The 23240-nt window shown below is 64.8% G+C and carries 19 protein-coding genes; 9 read left to right on the top strand and 10 right to left on the bottom strand.

The genetic code is table 11. From position 1 onward, the window contains the following. Nucleotides 1–146 precede the first annotated feature (146 nt). From P6U25_RS25370 to P6U25_RS25360, 3 genes are all read left to right on the top strand, one after another. The gene (locus tag P6U25_RS25370) at nucleotides 147–1850 is read left to right on the top strand and encodes a methyl-accepting chemotaxis protein (protein ID WP_407147498.1); all 1704 of its coding nucleotides are present in this window, start codon (nucleotides 147–149) and stop codon (nucleotides 1848–1850) included. A gap of 389 nt (nucleotides 1851–2239) precedes the next feature. Then, nucleotides 2240–5419 carry an efflux RND transporter permease subunit gene (locus P6U25_RS25365; RefSeq protein ID WP_407147497.1) on the top strand — a complete coding sequence of 1060 codons (3180 nt, stop codon included), beginning with the start codon at nucleotides 2240–2242 and terminating at the stop codon, nucleotides 5417–5419. Continuing rightward, the gene (locus P6U25_RS25360; RefSeq protein ID WP_407147496.1) at nucleotides 5406–6608 is read left to right on the top strand and encodes an efflux RND transporter periplasmic adaptor subunit; all 1203 of its coding nucleotides are present in this window, start codon (nucleotides 5406–5408) and stop codon (nucleotides 6606–6608) included. Before P6U25_RS25365 ends, P6U25_RS25360 begins: the two co-directional genes overlap by 14 nt. A 180-nt stretch (nucleotides 6609–6788) precedes the next feature. Here P6U25_RS25360 and P6U25_RS25355 read toward each other — a convergent pair whose 3' ends face one another. Together P6U25_RS25355 and P6U25_RS25350 are read right to left on the bottom strand one after the other, a co-directional pair. Next, nucleotides 6789–8303, bottom strand: coding sequence for an acetyl-CoA acetyltransferase (locus tag P6U25_RS25355; protein WP_407147495.1), 1515 nt, complete (start codon nucleotides 8301–8303; stop codon nucleotides 6789–6791). A gap of 147 nt (nucleotides 8304–8450) precedes the next feature. Further along, nucleotides 8451–9584 (bottom strand): nitronate monooxygenase, encoded by a 1134-nt coding sequence (locus P6U25_RS25350; protein WP_407147494.1) that lies wholly within the window; start codon nucleotides 9582–9584, stop codon nucleotides 8451–8453. A 392-nt stretch (nucleotides 9585–9976) separates the two neighbouring features. Here P6U25_RS25350 and yghU point away from each other — a divergent pair, with 392 nt between their 5' ends. Beyond that, a complete protein-coding gene (yghU, locus tag P6U25_RS25345) occupies nucleotides 9977–10855 on the top strand; it encodes a glutathione-dependent disulfide-bond oxidoreductase (protein WP_407147493.1) in 879 nt (292 codons plus the stop codon). A 125-nt stretch (nucleotides 10856–10980) separates the two neighbouring features. On the opposite strand, the gene P6U25_RS25340 is transcribed toward yghU, so the two are convergent. The 5 genes from P6U25_RS25340 to P6U25_RS25320 form a co-directional block, all read right to left on the bottom strand. Continuing rightward, nucleotides 10981–11256, bottom strand: coding sequence for a GNAT family N-acetyltransferase (locus tag P6U25_RS25340; protein ID WP_407147492.1), 276 nt, complete (start codon nucleotides 11254–11256; stop codon nucleotides 10981–10983). Nucleotides 11257–11267: 11 nt separating this feature from the next. Next, nucleotides 11268–11882 (bottom strand): flavin reductase family protein, encoded by a 615-nt coding sequence (locus tag P6U25_RS25335; protein WP_407147491.1) that lies wholly within the window; start codon nucleotides 11880–11882, stop codon nucleotides 11268–11270. A gap of 229 nt (nucleotides 11883–12111) precedes the next feature. Beyond that, nucleotides 12112–13386 carry an acyl-CoA dehydrogenase family protein gene (locus P6U25_RS25330; protein ID WP_407147490.1) on the bottom strand — a complete coding sequence of 425 codons (1275 nt, stop codon included), beginning with the start codon at nucleotides 13384–13386 and terminating at the stop codon, nucleotides 12112–12114. Between the two features lie 171 nt (nucleotides 13387–13557). Continuing rightward, nucleotides 13558–13935, bottom strand: coding sequence for a VOC family protein (locus tag P6U25_RS25325; RefSeq protein ID WP_407147489.1), 378 nt, complete (start codon nucleotides 13933–13935; stop codon nucleotides 13558–13560). Between the two features lie 424 nt (nucleotides 13936–14359). Then, nucleotides 14360–15142, bottom strand: a complete 783-nt coding sequence (locus P6U25_RS25320) for an SDR family NAD(P)-dependent oxidoreductase (protein WP_407147488.1) — start codon at nucleotides 15140–15142, stop codon at nucleotides 14360–14362. Between the two features lie 154 nt (nucleotides 15143–15296). Here P6U25_RS25320 and P6U25_RS25315 point away from each other — a divergent pair, with 154 nt between their 5' ends. The 3 genes from P6U25_RS25315 to P6U25_RS25305 are packed head-to-tail and all read left to right on the top strand — an operon-like array spanning nucleotide 15297 to nucleotide 17447. Continuing rightward, nucleotides 15297–16088: an enoyl-CoA hydratase/isomerase gene (locus P6U25_RS25315; protein ID WP_407147487.1), complete on the top strand. Its 792-nt coding sequence runs from the start codon at nucleotides 15297–15299 to the stop codon at nucleotides 16086–16088. Further along, nucleotides 16085–17071, top strand: coding sequence for a phosphotransferase family protein (locus tag P6U25_RS25310; RefSeq protein WP_407147486.1), 987 nt, complete (start codon nucleotides 16085–16087; stop codon nucleotides 17069–17071). The genes P6U25_RS25315 and P6U25_RS25310 overlap by 4 nt, the downstream gene beginning before the upstream one ends. A gap of 1 nt (nucleotide 17072) precedes the next feature. Then, nucleotides 17073–17447 (top strand): DUF6285 domain-containing protein, encoded by a 375-nt coding sequence (locus P6U25_RS25305; protein WP_407147485.1) that lies wholly within the window; start codon nucleotides 17073–17075, stop codon nucleotides 17445–17447. Between the two features lie 105 nt (nucleotides 17448–17552). Here P6U25_RS25305 and P6U25_RS25300 read toward each other — a convergent pair whose 3' ends face one another. Next, a complete protein-coding gene (locus P6U25_RS25300) occupies nucleotides 17553–18332 on the bottom strand; it encodes an enoyl-CoA hydratase-related protein (protein ID WP_407147484.1) in 780 nt (259 codons plus the stop codon). A gap of 221 nt (nucleotides 18333–18553) precedes the next feature. Here P6U25_RS25300 and P6U25_RS25295 point away from each other — a divergent pair, with 221 nt between their 5' ends. Together P6U25_RS25295 and P6U25_RS25290 are read left to right on the top strand one after the other, a co-directional pair. After that, nucleotides 18554–19828: an acyl-CoA dehydrogenase family protein gene (locus tag P6U25_RS25295; protein ID WP_407147483.1), complete on the top strand. Its 1275-nt coding sequence runs from the start codon at nucleotides 18554–18556 to the stop codon at nucleotides 19826–19828. Between the two features lie 22 nt (nucleotides 19829–19850). Next, nucleotides 19851–20330 (top strand): GFA family protein, encoded by a 480-nt coding sequence (locus tag P6U25_RS25290; protein ID WP_407147482.1) that lies wholly within the window; start codon nucleotides 19851–19853, stop codon nucleotides 20328–20330. Nucleotides 20331–20490: 160 nt separating this feature from the next. On the opposite strand, the gene P6U25_RS25285 is transcribed toward P6U25_RS25290, so the two are convergent. Together P6U25_RS25285 and P6U25_RS25280 are read right to left on the bottom strand one after the other, a co-directional pair. After that, complete coding sequence (locus tag P6U25_RS25285) at nucleotides 20491–22071, bottom strand: fatty acid--CoA ligase (RefSeq protein WP_407147481.1); 1581 nt, start codon at nucleotides 22069–22071, stop codon at nucleotides 20491–20493. 243 nt (nucleotides 22072–22314) lie between these two features. Next, a complete protein-coding gene (locus P6U25_RS25280; protein WP_407147480.1) occupies nucleotides 22315–23190 on the bottom strand; it encodes an SDR family oxidoreductase in 876 nt (291 codons plus the stop codon). Between the last annotated feature and the right edge of the window lie 50 nt (nucleotides 23191–23240).

Below are 23240 nucleotides of genomic sequence, written 5' to 3'. Positions count from 1 at the left end.
CCTATTCGCCGCGCAGCGTGCCTACGTAGTTCCACGGAATCCGGATTAACCAAGCGTAGGTTCGCGCGCGGTATTTTGTCACGGTGCGACGAGGCCATCGTGCATGAGGCGGTCGCGAAGATCCTTGCGCAAAGAGGCGTCCGACGATGTTGCTGGCAAGATTCCGCATCCTCCCGAAGATTTTGGCGATCGTTTGCGGTCTTTCCCTCATCGCGGGAATGATGGCCTGGCTTGGCATTTCCTCACTGAAGTCGCTCAGCGAACGCAGCGCGATCACGGCGCGCGCGGCGGAACGGGCGTTGCTCTCGGCCCGCGCCAATCAGAACGTGCTCGCGATCAATGGCGCCGAATTCCGCAGTGCGCTCGATCCCCGCGACGAGAACAGGCTCGCGGCGCGTTCGGTGATCGAAGCCCAGATCAAATTGTTCGAGGAACGCCTCGCCGAGATCAGCCACACCTCGGATGAGCAGACCATCAGCATGCTGTCCGGCGTGCGGTCGGCGCTTGCGGCCTATCGGGCCCAGCTCAAGCAGACGCTGGATGCGGTCGATGGCGCCAGCACGGCCGAGCTGACCCGGTCCGCCGAGAAGCTTCGCGACGCCGCGATGAACAGCCGTGCGGCGGCGGAAGAGCTCCAGGCCAGGATCCGGGCCATCGCGGATCGGCAGGACCAGCGCGTCAGGGAGAACGTCAAGGCAGACGCGCGGGAAACCGCGTCGACTTCGGAACTCCTGGTCCTGCTCGCGGCATCAGGCGTCGCATTCGGCCTGCTGTTCGGCTTCGTCGTCGGGCAGTACGGCATCGCCAAGCCGATCCGTGCCGTGGTGGAGATGCTGCAACAGCTTGCCAACGGTAACTACGACGTCGCCGTTGACGGCACCGATCGCCGTGACGAGGTCGGCGACGTAGCCAGGACCGCGCTCGTGTTCAAGGACAACGGCCTCGCCAAGATCCGGATGGAGCGCGAGCAGAAGGAGGCGGAGGCGCGCGCGGCCGCGCAGCGCCGTGCCGACATGCTCCAGCTTGCCGATGGCTTTGAGCGCGCAGTCGGCGAGATCGTCGAGACCGTCGCGTCGGCCTCGACCGAGCTCGAGGCGTCCGCGACCACACTGACGTCCACCGCCGAGCGTTCGCAGGACCTCGCGACGACCGTCGCGGCGGCTTCCGAGGAGGCCTCCACAAACGTGCGGTCGGTGGCGTCCGCGGCCGAAGAGCTGTCATCGTCGGTCAACGAGATCAGCCGCCAGGTGCAGGAATCCGCCCGCATCGCCAGCGAGGCCGTCGACCAGGCCCGCACCACCAATGATCGGGTCGGCGAATTGTCGAAGGCCGCCGCGCGCATCGGTGATGTGGTCGAGCTCATCAGCACCATCGCCGCCCAGACCAACCTGCTGGCGCTGAACGCGACCATCGAGGCGGCGCGCGCCGGCGATGCCGGCCGCGGCTTCGCCGTCGTCGCATCGGAGGTGAAGGCACTCGCCGAGCAGACCGCAAAGGCGACCGGCGAGATCGGCCAGCAGATTTCAGGCATCCAGGCGGCGACGCAGCAATCGGTCGGCGCGATCGGGGAAATTTCCTCCACCATCGAGCGCCTGTCGGAAATCTCCTCGACCATCGCGGCCGCGATCGAAGAGCAGGGCGCGGCGACGCAGGAGATCTCGCGCAATGTGCAGCAGGCCGCGCACGGCACCCAGCAGGTCTCGGTCAACATTACCGACGTGCAGCACGGAGCGACCGAGACCGGCTCGGCGTCGACCCAGGTGCTGTCGGCGGCACAGACGCTGTCGGGTGACAGCAACCGTCTCAAGCTCGAGGTCGGCCGATTCCTGAACGCGGTTCGCGCCGCCTGACCGCTTGTGCATCAGGGAGCGCGAAGGCAATCGCGCCCAAGCGGAGATCGGAACTCCCCGTTGAAACGAACGCGGCTTGGATCAGCTCGTCACGTTCTACAATTTCGCAGACCAGCGATGCATCAACTTCGCAGGGCGAGCACAATCTGCTTGCGCTGCTGATTTTCGCAGCAGGCCAGCCTTTTTTCGGCGATACCTTGCTCAGATAGTCGGCGTCCTAACGGGTCACTTCACACGCTATGCCAAGGAAGTGAAGGCCGTTGGCGCCCCACGGGTTGGCGTTTCACGGTCCATCGGGTAAATCGGGGCCTGTATGGAACGGCCTTTTTTCGAGCGCCGATTCCTTTGCCTGGGCAGGCTTCTTAGAGACTTTCGGGAATACCCTTTCTATGATCGCACTGGTCCGTATCGCCCTGAGCCGGCCATATACTTTCGTTGTGCTCGCGGTCCTCCTGCTGATCATTGGACCGCTGGCGGCCCTGCGCACGCCGACCGACATTTTCCCTGACATCCGCATTCCCGTGATCGGCGTGGTCTGGCAGTACACCGGTCTGCCGCCGGACCAGATGTCCGGCCGTATCACAACACCGTTCCAGCGGGCGCTGACGACGACCGTCAATGACATCGAGCATATCGTCGCCAATTCCTACAACGGCGTCGGCATCATCAAGATCTTCTTCCAGCCCAACGTCGATATCCGTACCGCCAATGCGCAGGTCACCGCGATCTCGCAGACGCTGCTTAAGCAGATGCCGCCCGGCGCGACGCCGCCGTTGATCCTGAACTACAGCGCCTCGACGGTCCCGATCATCCAGGTCGCGCTGTCGGGCGAAGGCCTGACCGAGCAGAACCTCGCCGACATCGGCATCAACCAGTTGCGCACGCCGCTGGTCACCGTGCCCGGCGCGGCGATCCCGTATCCGTTCGGCGGCAAGCAGCGCCAGGTCCAGATCGACCTCAATTCGACGGCGCTGCAGGCGCGCGGTCTGTCGGGCCAGGATGTCGCCAATGCGCTCGCCGCCCAGAACCTGATCACGCCGGTCGGCACCCAGAAGATCGGCGAGTTCGAATACACCATCAACCTGAACAACTCGCCGCTTAAGCTCGAGGAGCTCGGCGACCTGCCGATCAAGACTGTCAACGGCGCGATGGTCTATATCCGCGACGTCGCCAGCGTGCGTGACGGCAATCCCCCGCAGACCAACATCGTGCACGTCAACGGCAACCGTTCGGTGCTGATGATGGTGCTGAAGGCGGGTGCGACCTCGACGCTCGATATCATCTCCGGCATCAAGCAGAAGGTGATCGAGGTCAAGGACCAGATGCCGGACGCGCTCAAAATCGGCTTCATCGGCGACCAATCCCTGTTCGTCCGCGGCGCCATCACGGGCGTCGCCTTCGAGGGCGTGATCGCCGCGCTGCTCACCAGCGTCATGATCCTGCTGTTCCTGGGGAGCTGGCGCTCCACGATCATCATCGCAGTGTCGATCCCGCTGTCGGTGCTCGGCGCCATCATCATGCTGTCCCTGATCGGCGAGACGCTGAACATCATGACGCTCGGCGGCCTTGCGCTTGCGGTCGGCATCCTCGTTGACGACGCCACGGTCACGATCGAGAACATCAATTATCACCTCGAGCAGGGCAAGCCGGTCCAGCAGTCGATCCTCGACGGCGCCAACCAGATCGTGACGCCGGCCTTCGTCTCGCTGCTCTGCATCTGCATCGTGTTCGTGCCGATGTTCTTCCTCACCGGCGTCGCGCGCTTCCTATTCGTGCCGATGGCGGAAGCGGTTATGTTTGCGATGACCTGGTCGTTCATCCTGTCGCGCACGCTGGTGCCGACCATGGCGAACTACCTGTTGCAGGCGCATGTGCATCACGACGGCGAGCCGCCGAAGTCGCGCAATCCGCTGGTCTGGTTTCAGCGTGGCTTCGAGGCGCGGTTCGAGCGCATCCGCGGTGGCTATCACGGCCTGCTGGCGCTCGCGCTCGGCCACCGCAAGGTGTTCGTCACCGGGTTTCTCGCGATCGTCGCCGCGTCGTTCCTTCTGGTGCCGTTCCTGGGGCGCAACTTCTTCCCGTCGGTCGACGCCGGCAACATCCTGATGCATGTGCGCACCCAGGTCGGCACCCGCGTCGAGGAGACCGCCAATCAGCTCGCCGACATCCAGAAGGCGATCCGCAAGCTGGTCCCCGGTGAGATCGAGACCCTGACCGATAACATCGGCATGCCGATTTCCGGCATCAACATGACCTACAACAACACCGGCGTGATCGGTCCGCAGGACGGCGACATCCAGATCAAGCTGAAGGAAGGTCACAAGCCGACCGCTGAGCATGTGCAGACACTGCGCGAGCAGTTGCCGCGGCTGTTCCCGGGGACCAGCTTCGCGTTCCTGCCGGCCGACATCGTCAGCCAGATCCTCAACTTCGGCGCGCCGGCGCCGATTGACCTGCAAATCCGCGGCGCCAACCTCGAAGCCAACTTCGCCTACGCCAACAAGCTGCTGGCCAAGATCCGCCGCATCCCCGGCATTGCCGACGCGCGCATCCAGCAGTCGCCGAACAGCCCGACCTTCAACGTCGATGTCGACCGCACCCGCGCGCAATATGTCGGCCTCACCGAGCGTGACGTCACCAACTCCCTGGTCGTCAATCTCGCCGGCTCGTCGCAGGTCGCGCCGACCTACTATCTCAATCCGGACAACGGCGTGTCCTATTCGATCGTGATGCAAACGCCGCAATACCAGATCGACTCGCTGAGCGCGTTGCAGACCTTGCCGATCACGGCGACGGGCAACACGCAGGCGCCGATCCTCGGCGGCATCGCCAACATCAAGCGCTCGACCTCGAGCGCAGTGGTGTCGCAATACGACATCCAGTCGCTGGTGCAGATCTATGCAACGACGCAAGGCCGCGACCTCGGCGGGGTCGCAACCGACGTGCGCAAGCTGATCGCCGACACCGCCAAGGAGGTGCCGAAGGGCTCCTCCGTGGTGCTGCTCGGCCAGGTGCAGACCATGAACAGCGCCTTCACCGGCCTGCTGTTCGGCCTCCTCGGCGCCGTCGTGCTGATCTATCTCTTGATCGTCGTGAACTTCCAGTCCTGGTCGGATCCGTTCGTGATCATCACGGCGCTGCCCGCAGCACTGGCCGGTATCGTCTGGATGCTATTCACGACCCAGACGACGCTGTCGGTGCCGGCGCTGACCGGGGCCATTATGTGCATGGGCGTGGCGACCGCCAACAGCGTGCTGGTGATCAGCTTCGCGCGTGAGCGTTATGAGGAGCTTGGCGATCCCGTCGCCGCCGCGCTGGAGGCCGGCTTCGTCCGGTTCCGTCCGGTGCTGATGACAGCGCTCGCCATGATCATCGGCATGACGCCGATGGCGCTTGGGCTGGGCGAGGGCGGCGAGCAGAATGCGCCGCTCGGCCGCGCCGTGATCGGCGGCCTGATCTTCGCGACTTTCGCGACCCTGATGTTTGTTCCCGTGGTATTCAGTATGGTACACAAGAAGCAAGGCGCCAAAGCCGCCGCCTCATCGGAGATCCCGCATGTCGCCCACTGAACAGCGCCCGCCGGTCTCTCACCGGAAGCTGGGCATATTCGGCGTGGTCGCATTGATCGGGGCGGGCCTGATTGTCGGCACCGGCATCCGGGCCCGTGAGGAGCAGGACACGCGGCTGAAGCAATGGACCGATGACCAGGCCATTCCGACGGTGGCCGTGGCGCTTCCGAATGCCAAGGCGTTGAGTCCGACGATCGACCTGCCGGGGCGGCTGGAGGCCTATTACCGTGCGCCGATCTTCGCGCGGGTTTCCGGATACCTCAAGAGCTGGGACGTGGATATCGGTGCGCGGGTCAAGGCCGGCCAGGTGATCGCCGAGATCGAGGCCCCCGATCTCGATCAGCAATTGCTGCAGGCACGCGCCGATCTCGCCAGCGCGCAGGCCAGCGCCAGGCTCTCGGAGGCCACGCTGACCCGGCGCAAGACGCTGGTGGCGTCGAACTTCGTTTCCGCGCAGGAGATCGACGAGCGCACCGCCGACCTTTCCAACAAGAACGCCGCGGTCAAGGCCGGTCAGGCCAATGTCGAGCGGCTGGAAGCGCTCGCCGGTTACAAGAAGATCACGGCGCCGTTCGACGGCGTGGTGACCTCGCGCGACACCGACGTCGGCGCGCTGATCAACGCCGGCGGCGGCACCGGCCCCGCGATGTTCACGGTCTCCGACATCAGTAAGCTGCGCGTCTACGTCAACGTGCCGCAGAACTACGTGCCGGCGATCAAGATCGGCGCAAAGGCCACGATCTCGCTGCCGGAGTATCCGAATCGGGCGTTCGAGGCGACGGTCGAGGCCTCGTCGCAGGCGGTCGACGTCGCCTCCGGCACCACGCGGATGCAGCTCGGGCTGGAGAATTCCAAGGGCGAGCTGATGCCGGGCGGCTACGCCAGCGTGAAGCTGAACTTGCAGCGCGATTCCTCGCCGCTGAGCATTCCCTCCAGCGCGCTGATCTTCAACGCCAGCGGGCTGCGGGTCGCGACCGTGGGCCCGGACGACAAGGTGGTGTTCAAGACGGTGAAGATCGGCCGCGATCTCGGCAAGGAGATCGAGCTTGCCTCGGGCCTTGCCGCCGACGACCGCGTCATCACCGCCCCGCCGGACGGTCTGAACGACGGCGAGCAGGTGCGGGTGGTCGGCGTCGGTGCCAAGGGCAAGCCGACGACGGCCTCTGAAAAGCAGGACGTGAAGGGGTAGGCGGAGGAGCGAGCTGCTTCCACTTCGTCATGCCCATCACGACGCAGAAAGACGCGTAGGATGGGCAAAGGCGAGTCAGCGCCGTGCCCGCCATCTCATGTTCTGCTCGTGATGGTGGGCACGCTTCGCTTTGCACAGCCTACGGTTCTCGCCCCGCAAGAGCGGGGCGAGGGAGAACCACTATCCCGCCCGCCATTCCAGCATGCCGTCGGCCGCGGTGACGATCTCGCCGGTCGTGCCGACCGGCGTGCGGTCCATGTTCTGCAGATGCGCCAGCGTCGCCGTGTCGCTCGCCGGGATGCGGCCGAGCGTGCGCCTGCCGTCTTCGATGCGCAGCATCGTGACGCCGTGCTCGATCTCGCCATTGCCGCGATAGATCACGGTGAAGGCTTCGACCTTGCCCTTGCCGCGAGCCTCGGTCGTAAACTCCGGCACCTCTCGGCGATGGCGATCCGCTTCCGCTTGCACGGAAGTCGCCTGCTCGAGCGCCGCCTTCGGCGCCTGGCGCGACAGCACGAGGCCATGATGCTTGGTGACGAAGCCGCCCTGGCCGTAGAGCAGGCCGAGCTTGCCGCCGCCGCGCAGCTTGCGCACCATCGCGCAGGCCGCATGAGTCATATAGGTGTTGAGCGGTGCGCCGAAGAAAGTCAGCCCGCCGGTCACGGTCGGCTGCACGTCGCGGCCTAAGCCCAGCGTCCGCCGCGCCATCTTCGGCACGCAGGGGAAGCAGCTATAGAGCTCGATCGCGTCGAACTTTTTGCCGTCGCCCTCGACGAGATCCATCACCGCCTTCAGCACCGCGGTCTGCGCGTGGCTCTCGACGAACTGGTCGCGGGTCAGGTAGTCGCGCGGCTCCTCCGCCGAGGCGCCGCCGAGCGGGTAGATCAGGCGATCCTCCGGCACGCCGGCCGCACGCGCTTTCGCAAGGCTGGTCAGGATCAGCGCGCCGCCCATGTTCACGGTCGGGTTCGCCACCATCAGCTTTGTATACGGCCAGGCGATCATCCGGTTGTCCGGCGTCGCGGTGGTGATCTCCTCGCCGGTGAAGCGCTTCTTCAGCCAGGAGTTCGGATTGTCGGCGGCGACCCGCGCGTAGGTCGACCACAGCTCGCCCGATTCCTTCAGCGCCTCCCGCGGCGTCTGGCCCCAATGCGCCGAGGTCGCGGACTCGTAGAGCGGGTAGACCGTGATCGGCCTGAAGACGCCGAGCGTCACGGCAAGCGGTTTCTGGAACGCGGCGCCGCGCTTCGGCTCCTCGACGTCATGTGCGAACGGCGTCCAGGGCAGCTCGACGCCGGCGCGCTGCGCCTTCGTTGCAGTCGACTGCGCCTCGGCGCCGCAGACCGCCGCAACGCTGCATTCGCCGCGCGCGATGCGCTGTGCCGCCTCGTGCAGATAGCGGATCGGGCTCTCGCCGCCGACCGGGCCGTAGTAGAGATGCGCCGGATCGATGCCGAGCCGCTGCGCAAGCTGCTTCTCGGGATCGCGGTAGCGCCAGCTCAGGAAGTTGACGATGTCGAGCGACTGGATGTCGCCAAGCAGCTTTGCGCCAGAGTCTGCCTCCGCGCGCTTCAGCGCCTCTTCCAATAGCGCGAGCGGCTCGAGGCCGGCGGCGATGTCCTTCGGACGATCGACGATCTCGCCGACGCCGACGATGACGGGAATGCGGTCTTCGGGGATAGAGGATGTTGTCATTTCTACTTGCTTTGCTTGTCAATCCCTTGGCGCGCCGTCGCCCGTCGAGGCCTTCGCTGTGCTAAGCACCTCAGGGTGACGGCTACCGGCACGCCGGCATCCTGAGGCGCGAGCGCAGCGAGCCTCGAAGGATGGCCAGGTATTCGATTACTCGGCCACCAGCGCGTTCATGTGCTCGACGGCCTCGATGAAATCTTCCTTGAATTCCTGCACCACCGCGCCGGCCGATTTCACGCTGTCGATCAGGCCGACGCCCTGGCCGACGAAGTAGCTGACGAGGTCGCGCGCCTTTTCGTTGCCGGCCGCGGCTGCGCGGTCGATGGCGTTGAAGGCGTCGCGGCTGATGATGCTCTGCAGCGGCATCGGCAGCGCGCCGGGGCTGTCAGGTGCGCGATCCCAGGCATCGGTCCACACCGAGCGGAGCTGGCGCGCCGGTTTTCCCGTGCGGCCCTTGGAGCGCACTGCATCGCGCGAGGAGGCCGCGATCATCTTCTCGCGGAAGATCTCCGAGGTCTCCGATTCCACGGTCGCAAGCCACACCGAGCCGGTCCATGCGCCGGCCGCGCCCATCGCCATGCAGGCGGCCATCTGCCGTCCGGTCATGATGCCGCCGGCCGCCAGCACCGGCACATCGCGGACCTTCTTGATCGCCTTGATCACCTCGGGCACCAGCACCATGGTCGAGACCTCGCCGCAATGGCCGCCGGCCTCGGTGCCCTGCACGACCAGAATGTCGACGCCGGCCGCGACCTGGCGCAGCGCATGCTCCTTGGCGCCGACCAGCGCTGCGACCGGGACGCCGTGCGCCCTGCCGCGGTCGATCATCGCCTTCGGCGGCACGCCGAGCGCATTCGCGATCAGCTTGATCGGATGGCGGAACGAGACGTCGAGCAGTTGCAGCGCTGTCTCGGCGTCGAACGGCTGCGGCTGGTTGTCGGCGACATTCCGGGTCGTCAGCTCGATGTCGTACTTCTTCAAGAGATTACGGGTGAAGTCGCGGTGCTCCTGCGACACGCGCTTCTCCAGGCTCTTCCAGGTGACGTTCTTCTCGCCAGCGGTCGAGATGTTCTCGGGAATCAAGACGTCGATGCCGTAGGGCTTGCCGTCGACATGCGCGTCGATCCACTTCAGCTCCTGCTCCAGCGTCTCCGGCGTATGCGCGGTCGCGCCGAACACGCCAAAGCCACCGGCGCGGCTGACCGCCGCCACCACGTCGCGGCAATGGCTGAAGGCGAGCAGGGGGAATTCGATTCCCAGCATGTCGCAGATCGGTGATTTCATGGATGCGTTGTCTCCCCGGCGGCAGCTTCGATGGCTGCTTGTCTTGCTGCGATGGCATCAGCTTCGGCGACGCTAGCCTTGATGGTCGGCGAAGCCAAGCGGCTTTCGTTGACGGCGATCTTGCGTGCAGGCGCTATCGGTGGGGCGCTGTGCGCCACGCATTCCGCAAGGCAAAATATGCAGATCCAACGAGGAGATGGATTGCTTCGCGGAGCCTGTCATCGGGCGCGCGTTCGCGCGACCCGTTGGCTCGCAATGACGGTTGGCCGAGACCCGCATTGGTCATGCTCCGGCATGACAACGGGAAGGGCGGTCGCTCGCCCGGTCCCCTTGCCAACCACGGTTTCGAGGCTAGCTAACCCTCACGCGCCTTCTGCGTCGGAGCCAATTGCATGACCGATACCCCTGCCTACGAGCCACCGAAAGTCTGGACCTGGAACAAGGAGAGTGGCGGGCGCTTCGCCAACATCAACCGGCCGATTGCCGGCCCCACGCACGACAAGGAATTGCCGGTTGGACGTCATCCGCTGCAACTTTATTCGCTGGCGACGCCGAACGGCGTGAAGGTCACGGTGATGCTGGAGGAGCTGCTGGCGGCCGGCCACAAGGGCGCCGAGTACGATGCCTGGCTGATCAAGATCGACGGCAACCAGTTCGGCAGCGGCTTTGTCGCGGTTAATCCGAACTCGAAGATCCCGGCACTGATGGACCGCAGCGGCCCGGAGCCGATCAGGGTGTTCGAGTCAGGCTCGATCCTGGTCTATCTTGCCGAGAAGTTCGGCGCGTTCCTGCCGACCGACGCCAGGACGCGCGCGGAGACGTTCTCCTGGCTGTTCTGGCAGATGGGCGCCGCGCCCTATCTCGGCGGCGGCTTCGGCCACTTCTATGCCTACGCACCGACCAAGATCGAATACGCGATCGATCGCTTCGCGATGGAGGTGAAGCGCCAGCTCGATGTGCTCGACCGCAGGCTCGCCGACAACGAATACCTCGCCGGCAAGGTCTACACCATCGCCGATATGGCGGTGTGGCCCTGGTATGGCGGATTGGCCAAGGGCGTGCTCTATGGCGCCGGCGAATTCCTGTCGGTGCATGAGTACAAGAACGTGCAGCGCTGGGCCGATGCGATCGCGGCGCGGACCGCGGTGAAGCGCGGCCGCATGGTCAACCGCACCTGGGGCGATCCGGCAAGCCAGCTCCACGAGCGCCATGACGCCAGCGACTTTGATACGAAGACGCAGGATAAGATCGGCGAGGCGGCGGCATCATAATCCTCGCTATGCTTCCGTCCCTCATCCTGAGGAGCCCGCGAAGCGGGCGTCTCGAAGTATGCAGAGACGCGCGTCCGCGCTCCTCACCATGAGGGTTTGTGACGTCGCAAGACCACTGCTCAGCGTCACCTCAGCAGATCGTTGTACTCCGGATGCTTCGTCATGAAACCCTGGATGAACTCGCATTTGACGACGAGCTTACGGCCGTCCGCGCGCACCGCCTCGAGCGTGGCGCGGGCAAGCTTCGAGCCGATGCCGCGACCGCCGAGCTCCGGCGGCACCTCGGTGTGAACCAGTGTGACGGTGTCAGGCGTCTTGCGGTAGACGACGAAGGCGGTCGCGCCGTCAACGGTGAGCTCGAACCGGCTCTGCGCCTCGTTGTCGCGGAATGCTTCGCTCATTGTCTCTTCCTTTATTTTTTCGCGCCTTCGGCCGCCGGAAACACCACGCGGTCATCGGTGCGACAGTAGCGGTCGGCAAACATGCGTCCGATCGGATGGTAGCGCTCCATGTGCACGCGCATCGCCTCGCGATCCCACAATTCATCGCGGATGTAGAAGTTGATGCCTTCGCCCATGATGAGCTGGCGGTCGCCGTTGACGTCGATCAGCTTCCAGATCCGGCACTCCATCGCCCATGGCGCATCGGCGAGGCGCGGCACTGCGATCTTGCTCGATGGCGCGAGCCTCAAGCCGAGATAGGCGGGCTCGCCGATCTCCGGCGGAAAGTCGCCGCTGGTCTCGTGCATCGCGCGCGCCAAGGGCTCGTCGGTGAGGTTGACCACGAACTCACCGGTACGCTGGATGTTGGCGAGTGTGTCCTTGTGGCGGCCGTCGGGCCGGCGGTTGACCGCGAACATGCAGAGCGGCGGATCCTCGCAGAACACGTTGAAGAACGAGAACGGCGCGGCATTGACCACGCCGTCGGCGCCCAAGCTCGTCACCCAGGCGATCGGCCGCGGCAGCACGAACGAGGTCAGCACCTTGTAGCGTTCGCGCTGGGTGAGGTCTTCGGGAGCGTATTCCATGCGGAGGTTCCTGCTTGCTTACCTCGCCCCGCTTACGGGGAGAGGTCGGAATTCAAGCGTAGCTTGAATTCGGGGCGAGGGGGACTCTCCGCAAATCTCATCGCTCACCGCATTTTGTGGAGACTCCCTGGTCCCGACATTCTGAGCTGCGCGGCGGTGGGCACGGCGCAAGAGCGCCTTTGCCCACCCTACGCAACTCTCCCCGCGAAGAGCGGGAGAGGGAGAAGGACTACGGCATGCTCAGCTCGTGGCGGCCGACCACCATCCAGTGCACCTCGTCCGGTCCGTCGGCGAAGCGGAGGTGGCGGACGTCCTGGTACATTTCGGCGAGCGGGGTCCAGTGCGAGATGCCGGTGGCGCCGTGCATCTGGATCGCCTGATCGATCACCTTGCAGGCACGCTCGGGGACCATCGCCTTGACCATCGAGACCCAGACGCGCGCCTCCTTGTTGCCGAGCACGTCCATCGCCTTGGCTGCCTTCAACACCATCAGCCGCATCGCCTCGATCTCGCAGCGCGCCTGCGCGATGATCTGGGTGTTGCCGCCGAGATGGGCGATCTTCTTGCCGAATGCTTCGCGGGTCAGGCCACGCTGCACCATCATGTCGAGCGCCTTCTCGGCTTTGCCGATAGTCCGCATGCAGTGATGGATGCGGCCCGGGCCGAGGCGGACCTGCGAGATCTCGAAGCCGCGGCCCTCGCCGAGTAGCATGTTGGCCTTCGGCACCTTCACATTGTTGAAGCGCAGATGCATATGGCCGCGCGGCGCGTGATCGTGGCCGAACACCTGCATCGGGCCCAGGATCTCGACGCCGGGGGTGTCCATCGGCACCAGGATCTGCGACTGCTGCTTGCTCGGCGGCGCGTCGGGATTGGTCTTCACCATCACGATCATGATCTTGCAGCGCGGGTCGCCGGCGCCGGAGATATAATACTTCTCGCCGTTGATCACCCACTCGTCACCGACCAGCTTTGCGGTGGTCGAGATGTTCTTGGCGTCGGAGGAGGCGACGTTCGGCTCGGTCATCGCATAGGCCGAGCGGATCTCGCCGTTGAGCAGGGGCTTCAGCCACTTCTCCTTCTGCTCCTTGGTGCCAACGCGCTCCAGCACCTCCATGTTGCCCGTGTCGGGCGCGGAGCAGTTCATGGTCTCGGACGCGAGCGGGCTCTTGCCGAGTTCGGCGGCGATATAGGCGTAGTCGAGATTCTTCAGGCCTTCGCCGGTTTCGGCGTCGGGCAGGAAGAAGTTCCAGAGGCCGACCTCCTTCGCCTTGTCCTTGGCCTTCTGCAGCACCGCGAGCTGTTCGGGCGTGAAGCTCCAGCGGTCGGTCTTCTTCTCGCCGGCGCGATAGAACTCGACCGACATCGGCTCGACCACGTCGCGGATGAACTGCTTCACATGGTCATAGAGCGGCCGGACCTGGTCCGACATGCGCAGGTCGTTGAGCTCGTCGCCCGGGTTGAGCGTGTAGTTGGTCGTGCGCGGCACGTAGGCGTGTTTCATTGTCGTTTCTCCCATCGACGAAGGCGCTTCGCGGCGGACAATAGACGCGGCCGACGCGAAGCGCGAGCATCGATTTTGGAGACGATCCGTGCCGCATCGCGGAATTTGGCGACGGCGTTTAAAACGTTGTTTGAACGCCGCCGCGCGTTGCGAAACTTTGATCGAGCGGTGTCAGCCCAGCCGATGCATGGCGCAGAGCTTGTTGCCGTCGAGATCGCGCAGATAAGCCAGATAGAGCTTGCCGACGGTGGCCTCGCGCACGCCCGGCGGGTCCTCGCACGACTTGCCGCCATTGGCGATGCCGGCGGCGTGCCAGGCCTCGACCTGCTCGGGCGAGTTGCAGGCAAAGCCGATCGTGCCGCCATTGGCATGCGTCGCCGGTTCGCCGTTGATCGGCTTCGAGACCGAGAAAACGCCGGTCTTGGTGACGTAGAAAATGCGGTGACCGTCGACCCTGGCCGGCCGGACATCGAGGGTGGCGAGCAGCGCATCATAGAACGCCTTGGCCTTGTCCAGATCGTTGGTGCCGACCATCACGTGTGAAAACATTTCAAGAATCCTCCTGTTGCTAGCGACAGCCGTACCGCTGCGTCTTGCCGGAGCAGCTAGACCGATACGTGCCGCGGCCGAAACGCTAGCAGCAGTTTTCCCGCAACGGAAGCGGACGCCGCGCCGCGTGGTGTTCTGACGCGACGTCGTCCTCTTCCGTCATTCCGTGGCTGCGCCCTCTGCTAACAGCGGAGGAGCAAGTCAACGCAAGACTCGGACGCATTGGCGCCGCGAGGATGCGGACGTATGACTCGCAAGTCGTGCAACAAGCTCGCCGTCGTCCCTGCGAAAGCAGGGACCCATAACCACTACCGGTTATCATTGCTCGTCGCTGGAACGACGAGCCCCGCTCTCAACATCCGCCGCGGCGTATGGATCCCTGCTTTCGCAGGGGACGACACCGGTGCGTGGGACGGAGCGATCGCTAGAACGCCGTATATCCGCCGTCGATCACGAAACAATCTGCCGTATGGTAGGACGATGCCTTGCTCATGATGTAGACGGCGATGCCGCCGAAATCGCTGGGCTCGCCGAAGCGGCGAACCGGGATGCGCGGCATCACGTTGGCGACGAACTTGTCGTTGGCCATGATGCCTGCGGTCATGTCGCTCTTGATCCAGCCGGGCAGGATGGCATTGGCGGTGACACCGTGGCGCGCGAGCTCGACGCCGAGCGCGCGGCACAACGCATTCAGTGCCGCTTTGGTGCCGGCATAATGCTCGTTGCGCGCGGTGCCGAACAGCGAAGCGAGGCTCGAGGTCGCGACCAGCCGGCCGAACTTGTCGCCGGCTTCGGCGCGCTCGGTCATGTGGCGCGCGGCGACCTGGAAGACGTGGAAGACGCCGTCGAGATTGGTCGCGAACATCCTGCGCCATTCCTCCTCGGTGCGGTCGATGAAGGCGCGCCGTCCGCCGCCGCCGATGCCGGCATTGGCGAAGCAGCCGTCGACGCGGCCGAAGGTGTCGAGCGTCGCCTTCATCGCCGCTTTGACGGAGGCGGGATCGCTGACGTCGCAGATTTGCGTTGCGACCTTGCCGGGCCCCGCAGTCATGGACGCGGCCGCGCTCGCGTTCTTGTCCGCGTTGCGGCCCCAAATCGAGACGTTGCACCCCGCGGAATTAAGCGCCTGCGCGATGCCGAGGCCGATGCCGCCATTGCCGCCGGTGATGACCGCGACGCGGCCGGTCAGATCGAAGATGCCACTCATTGGGGTTTCCATTTTGTTGGGCGCGCGCTAATCACGCGTTCGAGGATGGGCTTGCGGCCACCATGGACAAGCCCGGCGCAAAAATCAAATATGGGTCGAGACAACGCGTTCGACCTACCGCACCATCCATGCGGGACAACAGATAGAGGAAACAATGCAGTTCAAGCACGTCACGCTCGACTTCGACGGATCGGTCGCGATCCTCAAGCTCGACCATCAGGAGGTCATGAACGCGGTGTCGATCGACATGCTCGGCGGCCTTGCCGAGGCGCTGGACGTGATCGACGACAAGCGCGATGAGGTGCGCTGCCTCGTGATCACGGGCGCGGGCAGGGCGTTCTGCACCGGCGCTAATCTGCAGGGCCGCAACCAGCAGAAGCCCGGCAAGAGCAACGCCGGCGCGGCACTCGAGACCGCGTTCCATCCGTTCCTGCGCCGACTGCGTAGGCTGCACTGTCCGATCGTCACGGCGGTGAACGGCCCGGCGGCCGGCGCCGGAATGAGCTTCGCGCTGATGGGTGATCTCATTCTGTGCGCGCGCTCGTCCTATTTCCTGCAGGCGTTCCGCCGCATCGGCCTGGTGCCGGATTGCGGCTCGACCTGGCTGCTGCCGCGGCTGATCGGCAAGGCGCGTTCGGTCGAGCTATCGCTGCTCGGCGAGCGGCTGCCGGCCGAGAAGGCGCTGGAATGGGGCCTCGTCAACCGCGTCTATGACGACGGCGCGCTGATGGAGGAGGCGATGAAACTCGCCCACGAGCTTGCCAACGGTCCGACGATTGCGCTGTCGCTGATCAGGAAGCTCTATTGGGACAGCCCGGAGAATTCGTTCGAAGAGCAGCTCAATCTGGAATTCGAGTCGCAGCGGATCGCCGGCAGTGCCGAGGATTTCAAGGAAGGCGTCACCGCATTCCTCGAGAAGCGGCCGGCGAAGTTTCGGGGCAAATGATCGAGGTCGAACTCGGGCGCTGCGTCGCGTCGTTCCTTCCAGGCGCGACCGGCGTCGCTGGTGCCGCAAAGCTCTCCGGCGGCGCCAGTCAGGAGACCTGGAGCTTCGACATCGTTCACGCGAGCGGCAATGTCGGCGCGATCCTGCGCCGCGCGCCGCCCGGCTACGGCGCCTCGCCCTCGCGCGCGGCGGGGCTTGAGGCCGAAGCCACGCTGATGCAACTCGCGCATGACGCCGGGCTGCCGTCGCCGAAGGTGATGCATGTGCTGGCACCGGAGGACGGCCTCGGCCGCGGTTTCATCATGGCACGCGTCGAGGGCGAGACCATCGCGCGCAAGATTTTGCGCGACGAGGAATTTGCCAGCGCGCGGCCGATCCTGGCGCGCCAACTCGGCCGCGTCATCGCCGGCATTCACGGCCTGCCGCGGGCGAAGCTGCCGCAGCTCCGCAGCATGACCGCGACCAGGGAGATCGAGGATCTCGAGCGCGAGTATCGTAGCTTCAATTGGCCGCGACCGGTGTTCGAGCTGGCGCTGCGCTGGCTGCGCGATCGCGATCCCGGCCCGTCGTCCGAGGTGACGCTGGTGCATGGCGACTTCCGGCACGGCAATCTGATCGTCGGCGCCGACGGGGTGCGGGCGGTGCTCGACTGGGAGCTCGCGCATTTCGGCGATCCGATGGAGGACCTGGGCTGGATCTGCGTCAACTCCTGGCGCTTCGGCGAGATCGACAAGCCGGTCGGCGGCTTCGGCTCGCGCGAGGAGCTGTTCGCAGGCTATGAAGAGGCCGGTCGCAAGGCCGACCCGGCGCGCGTGATGTTCTGGGAAGTGATGGGCACGCTGCGCTGGGGGGTGATGTGCTGCGGCATGATGCAGCGCTTCCGCGCCGGCCCCGATCATTCGATGGAGCGCGCGATGATCGGACGGCGTGCGTCGGAAACCGAGATCGATCTGTTGCGGCTGCTTGCTCCGCGAGGCCAATGACATGCAGGACGAACCGACACCCACGGAACTGATCAAGGCCGTCGCCGATTTCCTGCGCAGCGAGATCACTCCCGCGATCAAGGGCCACAATGCCTTCAAGCTGCGGGTCGGCATCAACGCGCTCGACCTTGTGACCCGGCAGCTCGCGCTGGCCGAGGCGAGCGACGCGACTGAGGCCGCGCGGCTGAAGCAGTTGCTCGGCGCCGACGGCTCGCTGACGGAACTGAACCGGGAGCTATCGGACAAGATCGCGCGCGGCGAGGTCGATCTGACAACGCCGGGACTGTCAGAACATCTCTGGCAGTCCACGATGGACAAGCTCGCCGTCGATCAGCCGAACTATGCGTCGTACAAGAGGGAGTTGGGAAATAAGTAGGATGGGTAGAGCGGAGCGAAACCCATCACGACTGCGGCAACGGCCGATGGGTTTCGCTCCGCTCTACCCATCCTACAGGATGGTGCGGCAATGACGGAGGAGCGACTACCGCCCCAGCCACTTCGGCGGGCGCTTCTCCGAGAACGCCTTCGGGCCCTCGATGTAATCCTGCGAGGCCACCATCGCCTTCACCGCCGGATAGTCGCGCTGCTCGGTGATCGCCTGCTCGAGCGACACTTCGAGGCCGCGCTGGATGGTCTGCTTGGAGGCGCGGATCGACATCGGCGAGTTCTTGGCAATCGTCTCCGCCCAGCGCTCGGCGGCGGCCAGCGCTTCGCCCTGCGGCACCACCTCGTTGACGAAGCCGAGCTCAAAACCCTCCTTGGCGCTGACATGGCGCGCGGTGAGGATCATGCCCATGGCGCGCTTTAGCCCGATCTGTCGCGGCAGCCGGTGCAGACCGCCGGCGAGCGCCGCAAGGCCGACCCGCGGCTCGGGCAGCGCGAAGGTCGCATTCTCCGAAGCGATGATCAGGTCGCAGGCGAGCGCGATCTCGAAGCCGCCACCCATCGCGACGCCATTGACGGCAGCGATGATCGGCTTGTCGCAGTCGAAGCGGGTGGTGAGGCCGGCGAAGCCGCCCTTGTCCCAGCCGCGCTTGCCGCCCGCGGCCTGCCATTTCAAATCGTTGCCGGCGCAGAACGCCTTGTCGCCGGCGCCGGTGACGATCGCGACCCATTGATCGGGATCGGCGGAGAAGTCGTCGAAGACCTTGTTGAGCTCGAAATGCGCGTCGATATGCAGCGCGTTGTAAACCTCGGGGCGCGACAGCGTCACGATGGTGATGGGGCCCTTGCGCGTCACCTTGGAGAATTTGAGGTCCATGTCTGCTCCCGTCGATTTTCTGCGGCGAAGAATATGCGTGGCATCCTAGCGCGTGCGCGCCGTTCCGTGCCATCCAATTACGCAAGGCGACCGCGCATGCAAGCGTCATCCGCCTGCTTGACTTGGACACGGGCTTCTCACCTTAATCGATCCGAACGCGAGGGGCGCGATAGCGCCTAAACACAAACTCAGAAACAACGATATTTCCGGGAGAGACCGCCTTGGATTTCAATCTGCCGGCTGACCTGACAGCCTATCTCGGCGAGCTCGATCGCTTCATCGAACGCGAGATCAAGCCGCTTGAAGAGGCCGACGACAATATCCGCTTCTTCGACCATCGCCGCGAATGGGCGCGCACCGATTTCGACAATGGCGGCCTGCCGCGCCACGAATGGGAGGCGCTGCTGCGCAAGGCCAAGGACCGCGCGGATGCTGCCGGTCATTTGCGCTTCGCGATCTCGAAGCGCTATGGCGGCAAGGACGGCTCCAACCTTTGGATGGCCGTGATCCGCGAGCACTTCGCCTCCAAGGGGCTAGGCCTGCACAACGACCTGCAGAACGAGCATTCGATTGTCGGCAATTTCCCGGTCGTGACGATGCTCGACCGCTACGGAACCGACGAACAGAAGGCGATGATCGACGGTTCGATCACTGGGAAATGCCGCATCACTTTTGGGCTGACCGAGCCCGACCACGGCTCCGATGCCACGCATATGGAGACCAGGGCGGTGCCGGCGACCCGCGACAACGTCAAGGGCTGGATCATCAACGGCGAGAAGATGTGGACGACCGGCATGCATGTCGCCACCCACTGCGCGCTGTTTGCCCGCACGTCCGGCAATGACGGCGATGCCCGCGGCATCACCTGCTTCCTGGTGCCGGCGAAATCGCCGGGCGTGAAGGTCGAGCAGTATATGTGGACCTTCAACATGCCGACCGATCACCCGCGCGTCAGCTTCACTGACGTGTTCGTGCCTGAGGATGCGCAGTTCGGCGAGGTCGGCCGTGGCCTGTCGCTCGCGCAATGCTTTGTCCATGAGAATCGCATTCGCCAGGCGGCAAGCTCGCTGGGTGCGGCGGTCTATTGCATCAACGAGAGCGTCAAATACGCGCGGGAGCGCAAGCCGTTCGGCAAGGCGCTGGCCGAGAACCAGGCGATCCAGTGGCCGCTGGTCGAGCTGGCGACCCAGGCCGAGATGCTGCGGCTGTTGATCCGTAAGACCGCCTGGGAGATGGACCAGCTCACCCAGGCGCAGGTCGAGCACACGCTGTCGGACAGGGTCTCGATGTGCAACTATTGGGCAAATCGGCTGTGCTGCGACGCCGCCGATCGCGCGATGCAGGTACACGGTGGCATGGGCTATTCGCGCCACAAGCCGTTCGAGCACATCTATCGCCACCATCGCCGCTACCGCATCACCGAGGGCAGCGAGGAGATCCAGAAGCGCAAGGTAGCGGGCTTCCTGTTCGGCTACATGGGAGCCGGCAAGCACTGAGCCACGCTACGGAGGAGGCGGCATGAGTATGGAAGGCGGATGTACCTGCAGACACGTTCGCTACCGCCTCACCGGCAGGCCTTTGATCGTGCACGCCTGCCACTGCACCTGGTGCCAGCGCGAGACTGGCACCGTGCATGCGGTCAACGCGATGTACGAGGCCGAGCGAGTCGAGCACCTCGCGGCCGAGCCTGATATCATCGACACGCCGTCGGCGAGCGGCAAGGGTCAGAAGATCGCGCGCTGCCCGGTCTGCAAGGTCGCGGTGTGGAGCAACTATCCGGGTTCGGGACCGGCGGTGCGCTTCGTTCGCGTCGGCACGATGGATGACCCGAGCCAGTGCCCGCCCGACGTCCACATCTTCACTTCGACCAAGCAGCCATGGGTGACGCTGCCGCCGGGCGCAAAGGTGTTCGCCGAATTCTACGACATCAATGCGGTGTGGTCGGAGGAGGCGAAGGAGCGACGGCGGATCATGCGGGAGAGGATGAAGAAGACATGATGCGCGGCAATCGCTCCATCGTCGTCCCTGCGAAAGCAGGGACCCATAACCACCGTCGGCTGTTATGGATGACAGATATGGTCGCGGCGGTGCGCCACTATGAAAAGCGGTGGTTACGGGTCCCGGCTCACGCTTCGCTTGGCCGGGACGACAGAAGCGGCTAATTCACCTGCCGGTCCTTCCCCGCCCAGTACGGATCGCGCAAGTTTCGTCGCAAGATCTTGCCCGACGGGTTGCGCGGCAGCGCGACGATGAAGTCGACCGACTTCGGCGTCTTATAGCCGGCGATGCGCTCGCGGGTGAAGTTGATGATGTCAGTCGCGGTCGCCGTCTTGCCCGGCTTCATCACCACCACCGCCTTCACCGCCTCGCCCCACTTCTCGTCGGGAATGCCGATCACCGCAGCTTCCGCAATGTCGGGATGATCGCAGAGCGCGCTCTCGACCTCGGCCGGATAGATGTTCTCGCCGCCGGAGATGATCATGTCCTTGATGCGGTCGTGGATGTAGAGGTAACCGTCCTTGTCCATGTAGCCGGCATCGCCGGTGCGCAGCCAGCCATCCTTGTCGATGGTCTTCGCAGTCGCCTCGGGCAGGTTCCAGTAGCCGGCCATGTTGGAGCCGGAGCGGGTCGCGATCTCGCCGACTTCGCCGGGTGGCAGGCGGTTGCCTTCGGCGTCGAGGATCGCAAGCTCGATGCCCGGCAGGGCCTTGCCCGCGGAGTGCATCCGGTCGAGCCCCTCGACATGGTCCTCGGGCGAGAGCGCGACGATGGTGCCCGTGGTCTCGGTCATGCCGTACATCTGCACGAAGCCGCACTTGAAGACCTCGATGCACTCCTTCAGCAGCGCCGCCGGAATCGGCGAAGCGCCGTAGAGCATGTATTTCAGGCGGGAGAAGTCGACCTGCCGCGCCCGCGGCTGCCGCACCACGAACTGCATCGCAGCCGGCACCATGAACAGCTTGGTGATGCCGGACTGCTCGAAGAAGTCGAGCACCTTGGTCGGATCGAACTCGCGGGCGATCACGCCGCGGGCGCCGTGATAGAGCCCCATGACACCCCAGCCGGAGCCGCCGATATGGAAGATCGGCATCGCGACCAGCGAGACGTCGTCGGTGGTCCACTTGTTCCAGTCGGGCTTGTCGGCCTCGTTACCGGTCTGCACCAGGTTGAGGAAGTTGGCATGCGACAGCATCGCGCCCTTCGGCTTGCCTGTTGTGCCCGAGGTGTAGAGCTGGATCGCGATGTCCTTCGGCGCGATCGGGATTTTCGGGTCGTCGCTGCTCTGTGCGTCGCGCCAGGCGAGATAGTCGGGCCATTCCGGCGCGCCGCCCTCCGTCGTGATGATCGTGCGCACGCCCGGCAGCTTGTCCTGGATGTTGCGAACCTGCGTGATGAATTCGGGACCGACGAACAGCACGGGCGCCTTGCAATCGTCGACGATGAAGGCGATCTCGGGGCCCGCGAGGCGCCAGTTCACCGGCGCCATCACGACGCCGGCCTTCATCGCGCCCATCAAGAGCTCGAAATAGAAGTCGCTGTTCTTGCCGAGATAGGCGATGCGCTCGCCTTTCTTCACGTCCATCGCGATCAATGCATTGGCGACGCGGTTGGTCTTGATGTCGAATTCGGCGAAGGTGGTCTGGCGTCCCTCGAACTCGTAAGCCAGCGCATCGCCGCGGCTCTTGGCGCGGTCGCGCACCATATCGGCAAGGTTCGCCGGTGGCTGTGCAGCGGACATGCTTCCCCCGTGGTATTTTGTTTTGCTTGCGCGGAGTGTGGCGGCATCTCGCGCGAAAGACAATATGGGGTGTTGTGCACGATGCATCCACACCGTCGTCCCGGCCTTGAGCCGGGACCCATAACCACGAATGTGCGTGAGGCGCGCCGCTGGAGCCGCAGCGTGCGCAATTGCGCGCGGCGGTGGTTATGGGTCCCTGCTTTCGCAGGGACGACAGTTGAGGGTGAGGCGCGAGCTGGTGTTTCAGCCCCGCGCCGCGCGATCTTTCTCGTTCTGCGCCTTGATCGACTCGCGCGCCTTGGTCCAGTCGTCGTCGCTCCAGTCGCGGAGCTGATAGAAGTTGCCGCCCATCGCGAGCGCCTGAGCGCCGTCCATCGCGATGGTCTCGCCGTTGATCCAGTCACAGCCGCCGGAGATCAGGAACACGGCGAGGTTCTGCAATTCCTCCATGGTGCCGACACGGCCCATCGGGTTCATCGCCTTGGTCCGCGCGCCGGCTTCGTCGCCGGGCTTGATGCGCTTGCTCATGCCCTCGGTCGGGATTTCACCGGGCGCGATGGTGTTGAGGCGGATGCCGTATTTGCCCCACTCGACCGCGAGCGACATCGTCATGGCGTGGATCGCCGACTTGCTCATCGCCGACGGGACCACATAAGGCGAGCCGTTGCGCACCCAGGTCACCGTGATCGACACCACATTGCCGCGGTGCTTGCCGGCGATCCAGCGGCGGCCGACCGCATGGGTCACGTAGAAAGTGCCGTGCATCACAATGTTGGCGACCGCGTCGAAGCCGCGCGGCGACAGCTCTTCCGAGCGCGAGATGAAATTGCCGGCGGCGTTGTTGATGAGGTCGGTGAGGGGACCGCTGGTGGTCCAGATCGCGTCGATCATCTCGTCGACCGCCTGGGCGTTGCGGATGTCGACGCCATGGCTGACGACGCGTCCGCCATGCTCCGCCATCAACTCGGTGGCGGTCTCGTCGCAGACGCTCTTGCGGCGTCCGCAGATGTGGACCTCGGCCCCGAGTTGCAGGAACCGCGAGGCCATGGATTTGCCGAGGCCGGTGCCACCTCCGGTTACCAGAATGCGCCGCCCGACGAGAAGCTGATCGCTGAACATCGTTTCCACCCACGGGGGTTGTCAGTTAATTGGTCGATTGACTAAAACCG

The organism is Bradyrhizobium sp. ORS 86 (assembly GCF_045571475.1).
Classification (GTDB): Bacteria; Pseudomonadota; Alphaproteobacteria; order Rhizobiales; family Xanthobacteraceae; genus Bradyrhizobium.
Note: the sequence above shows the minus strand (reverse complement) of the source record. Positions and strands in the feature narration are given on the sequence as shown.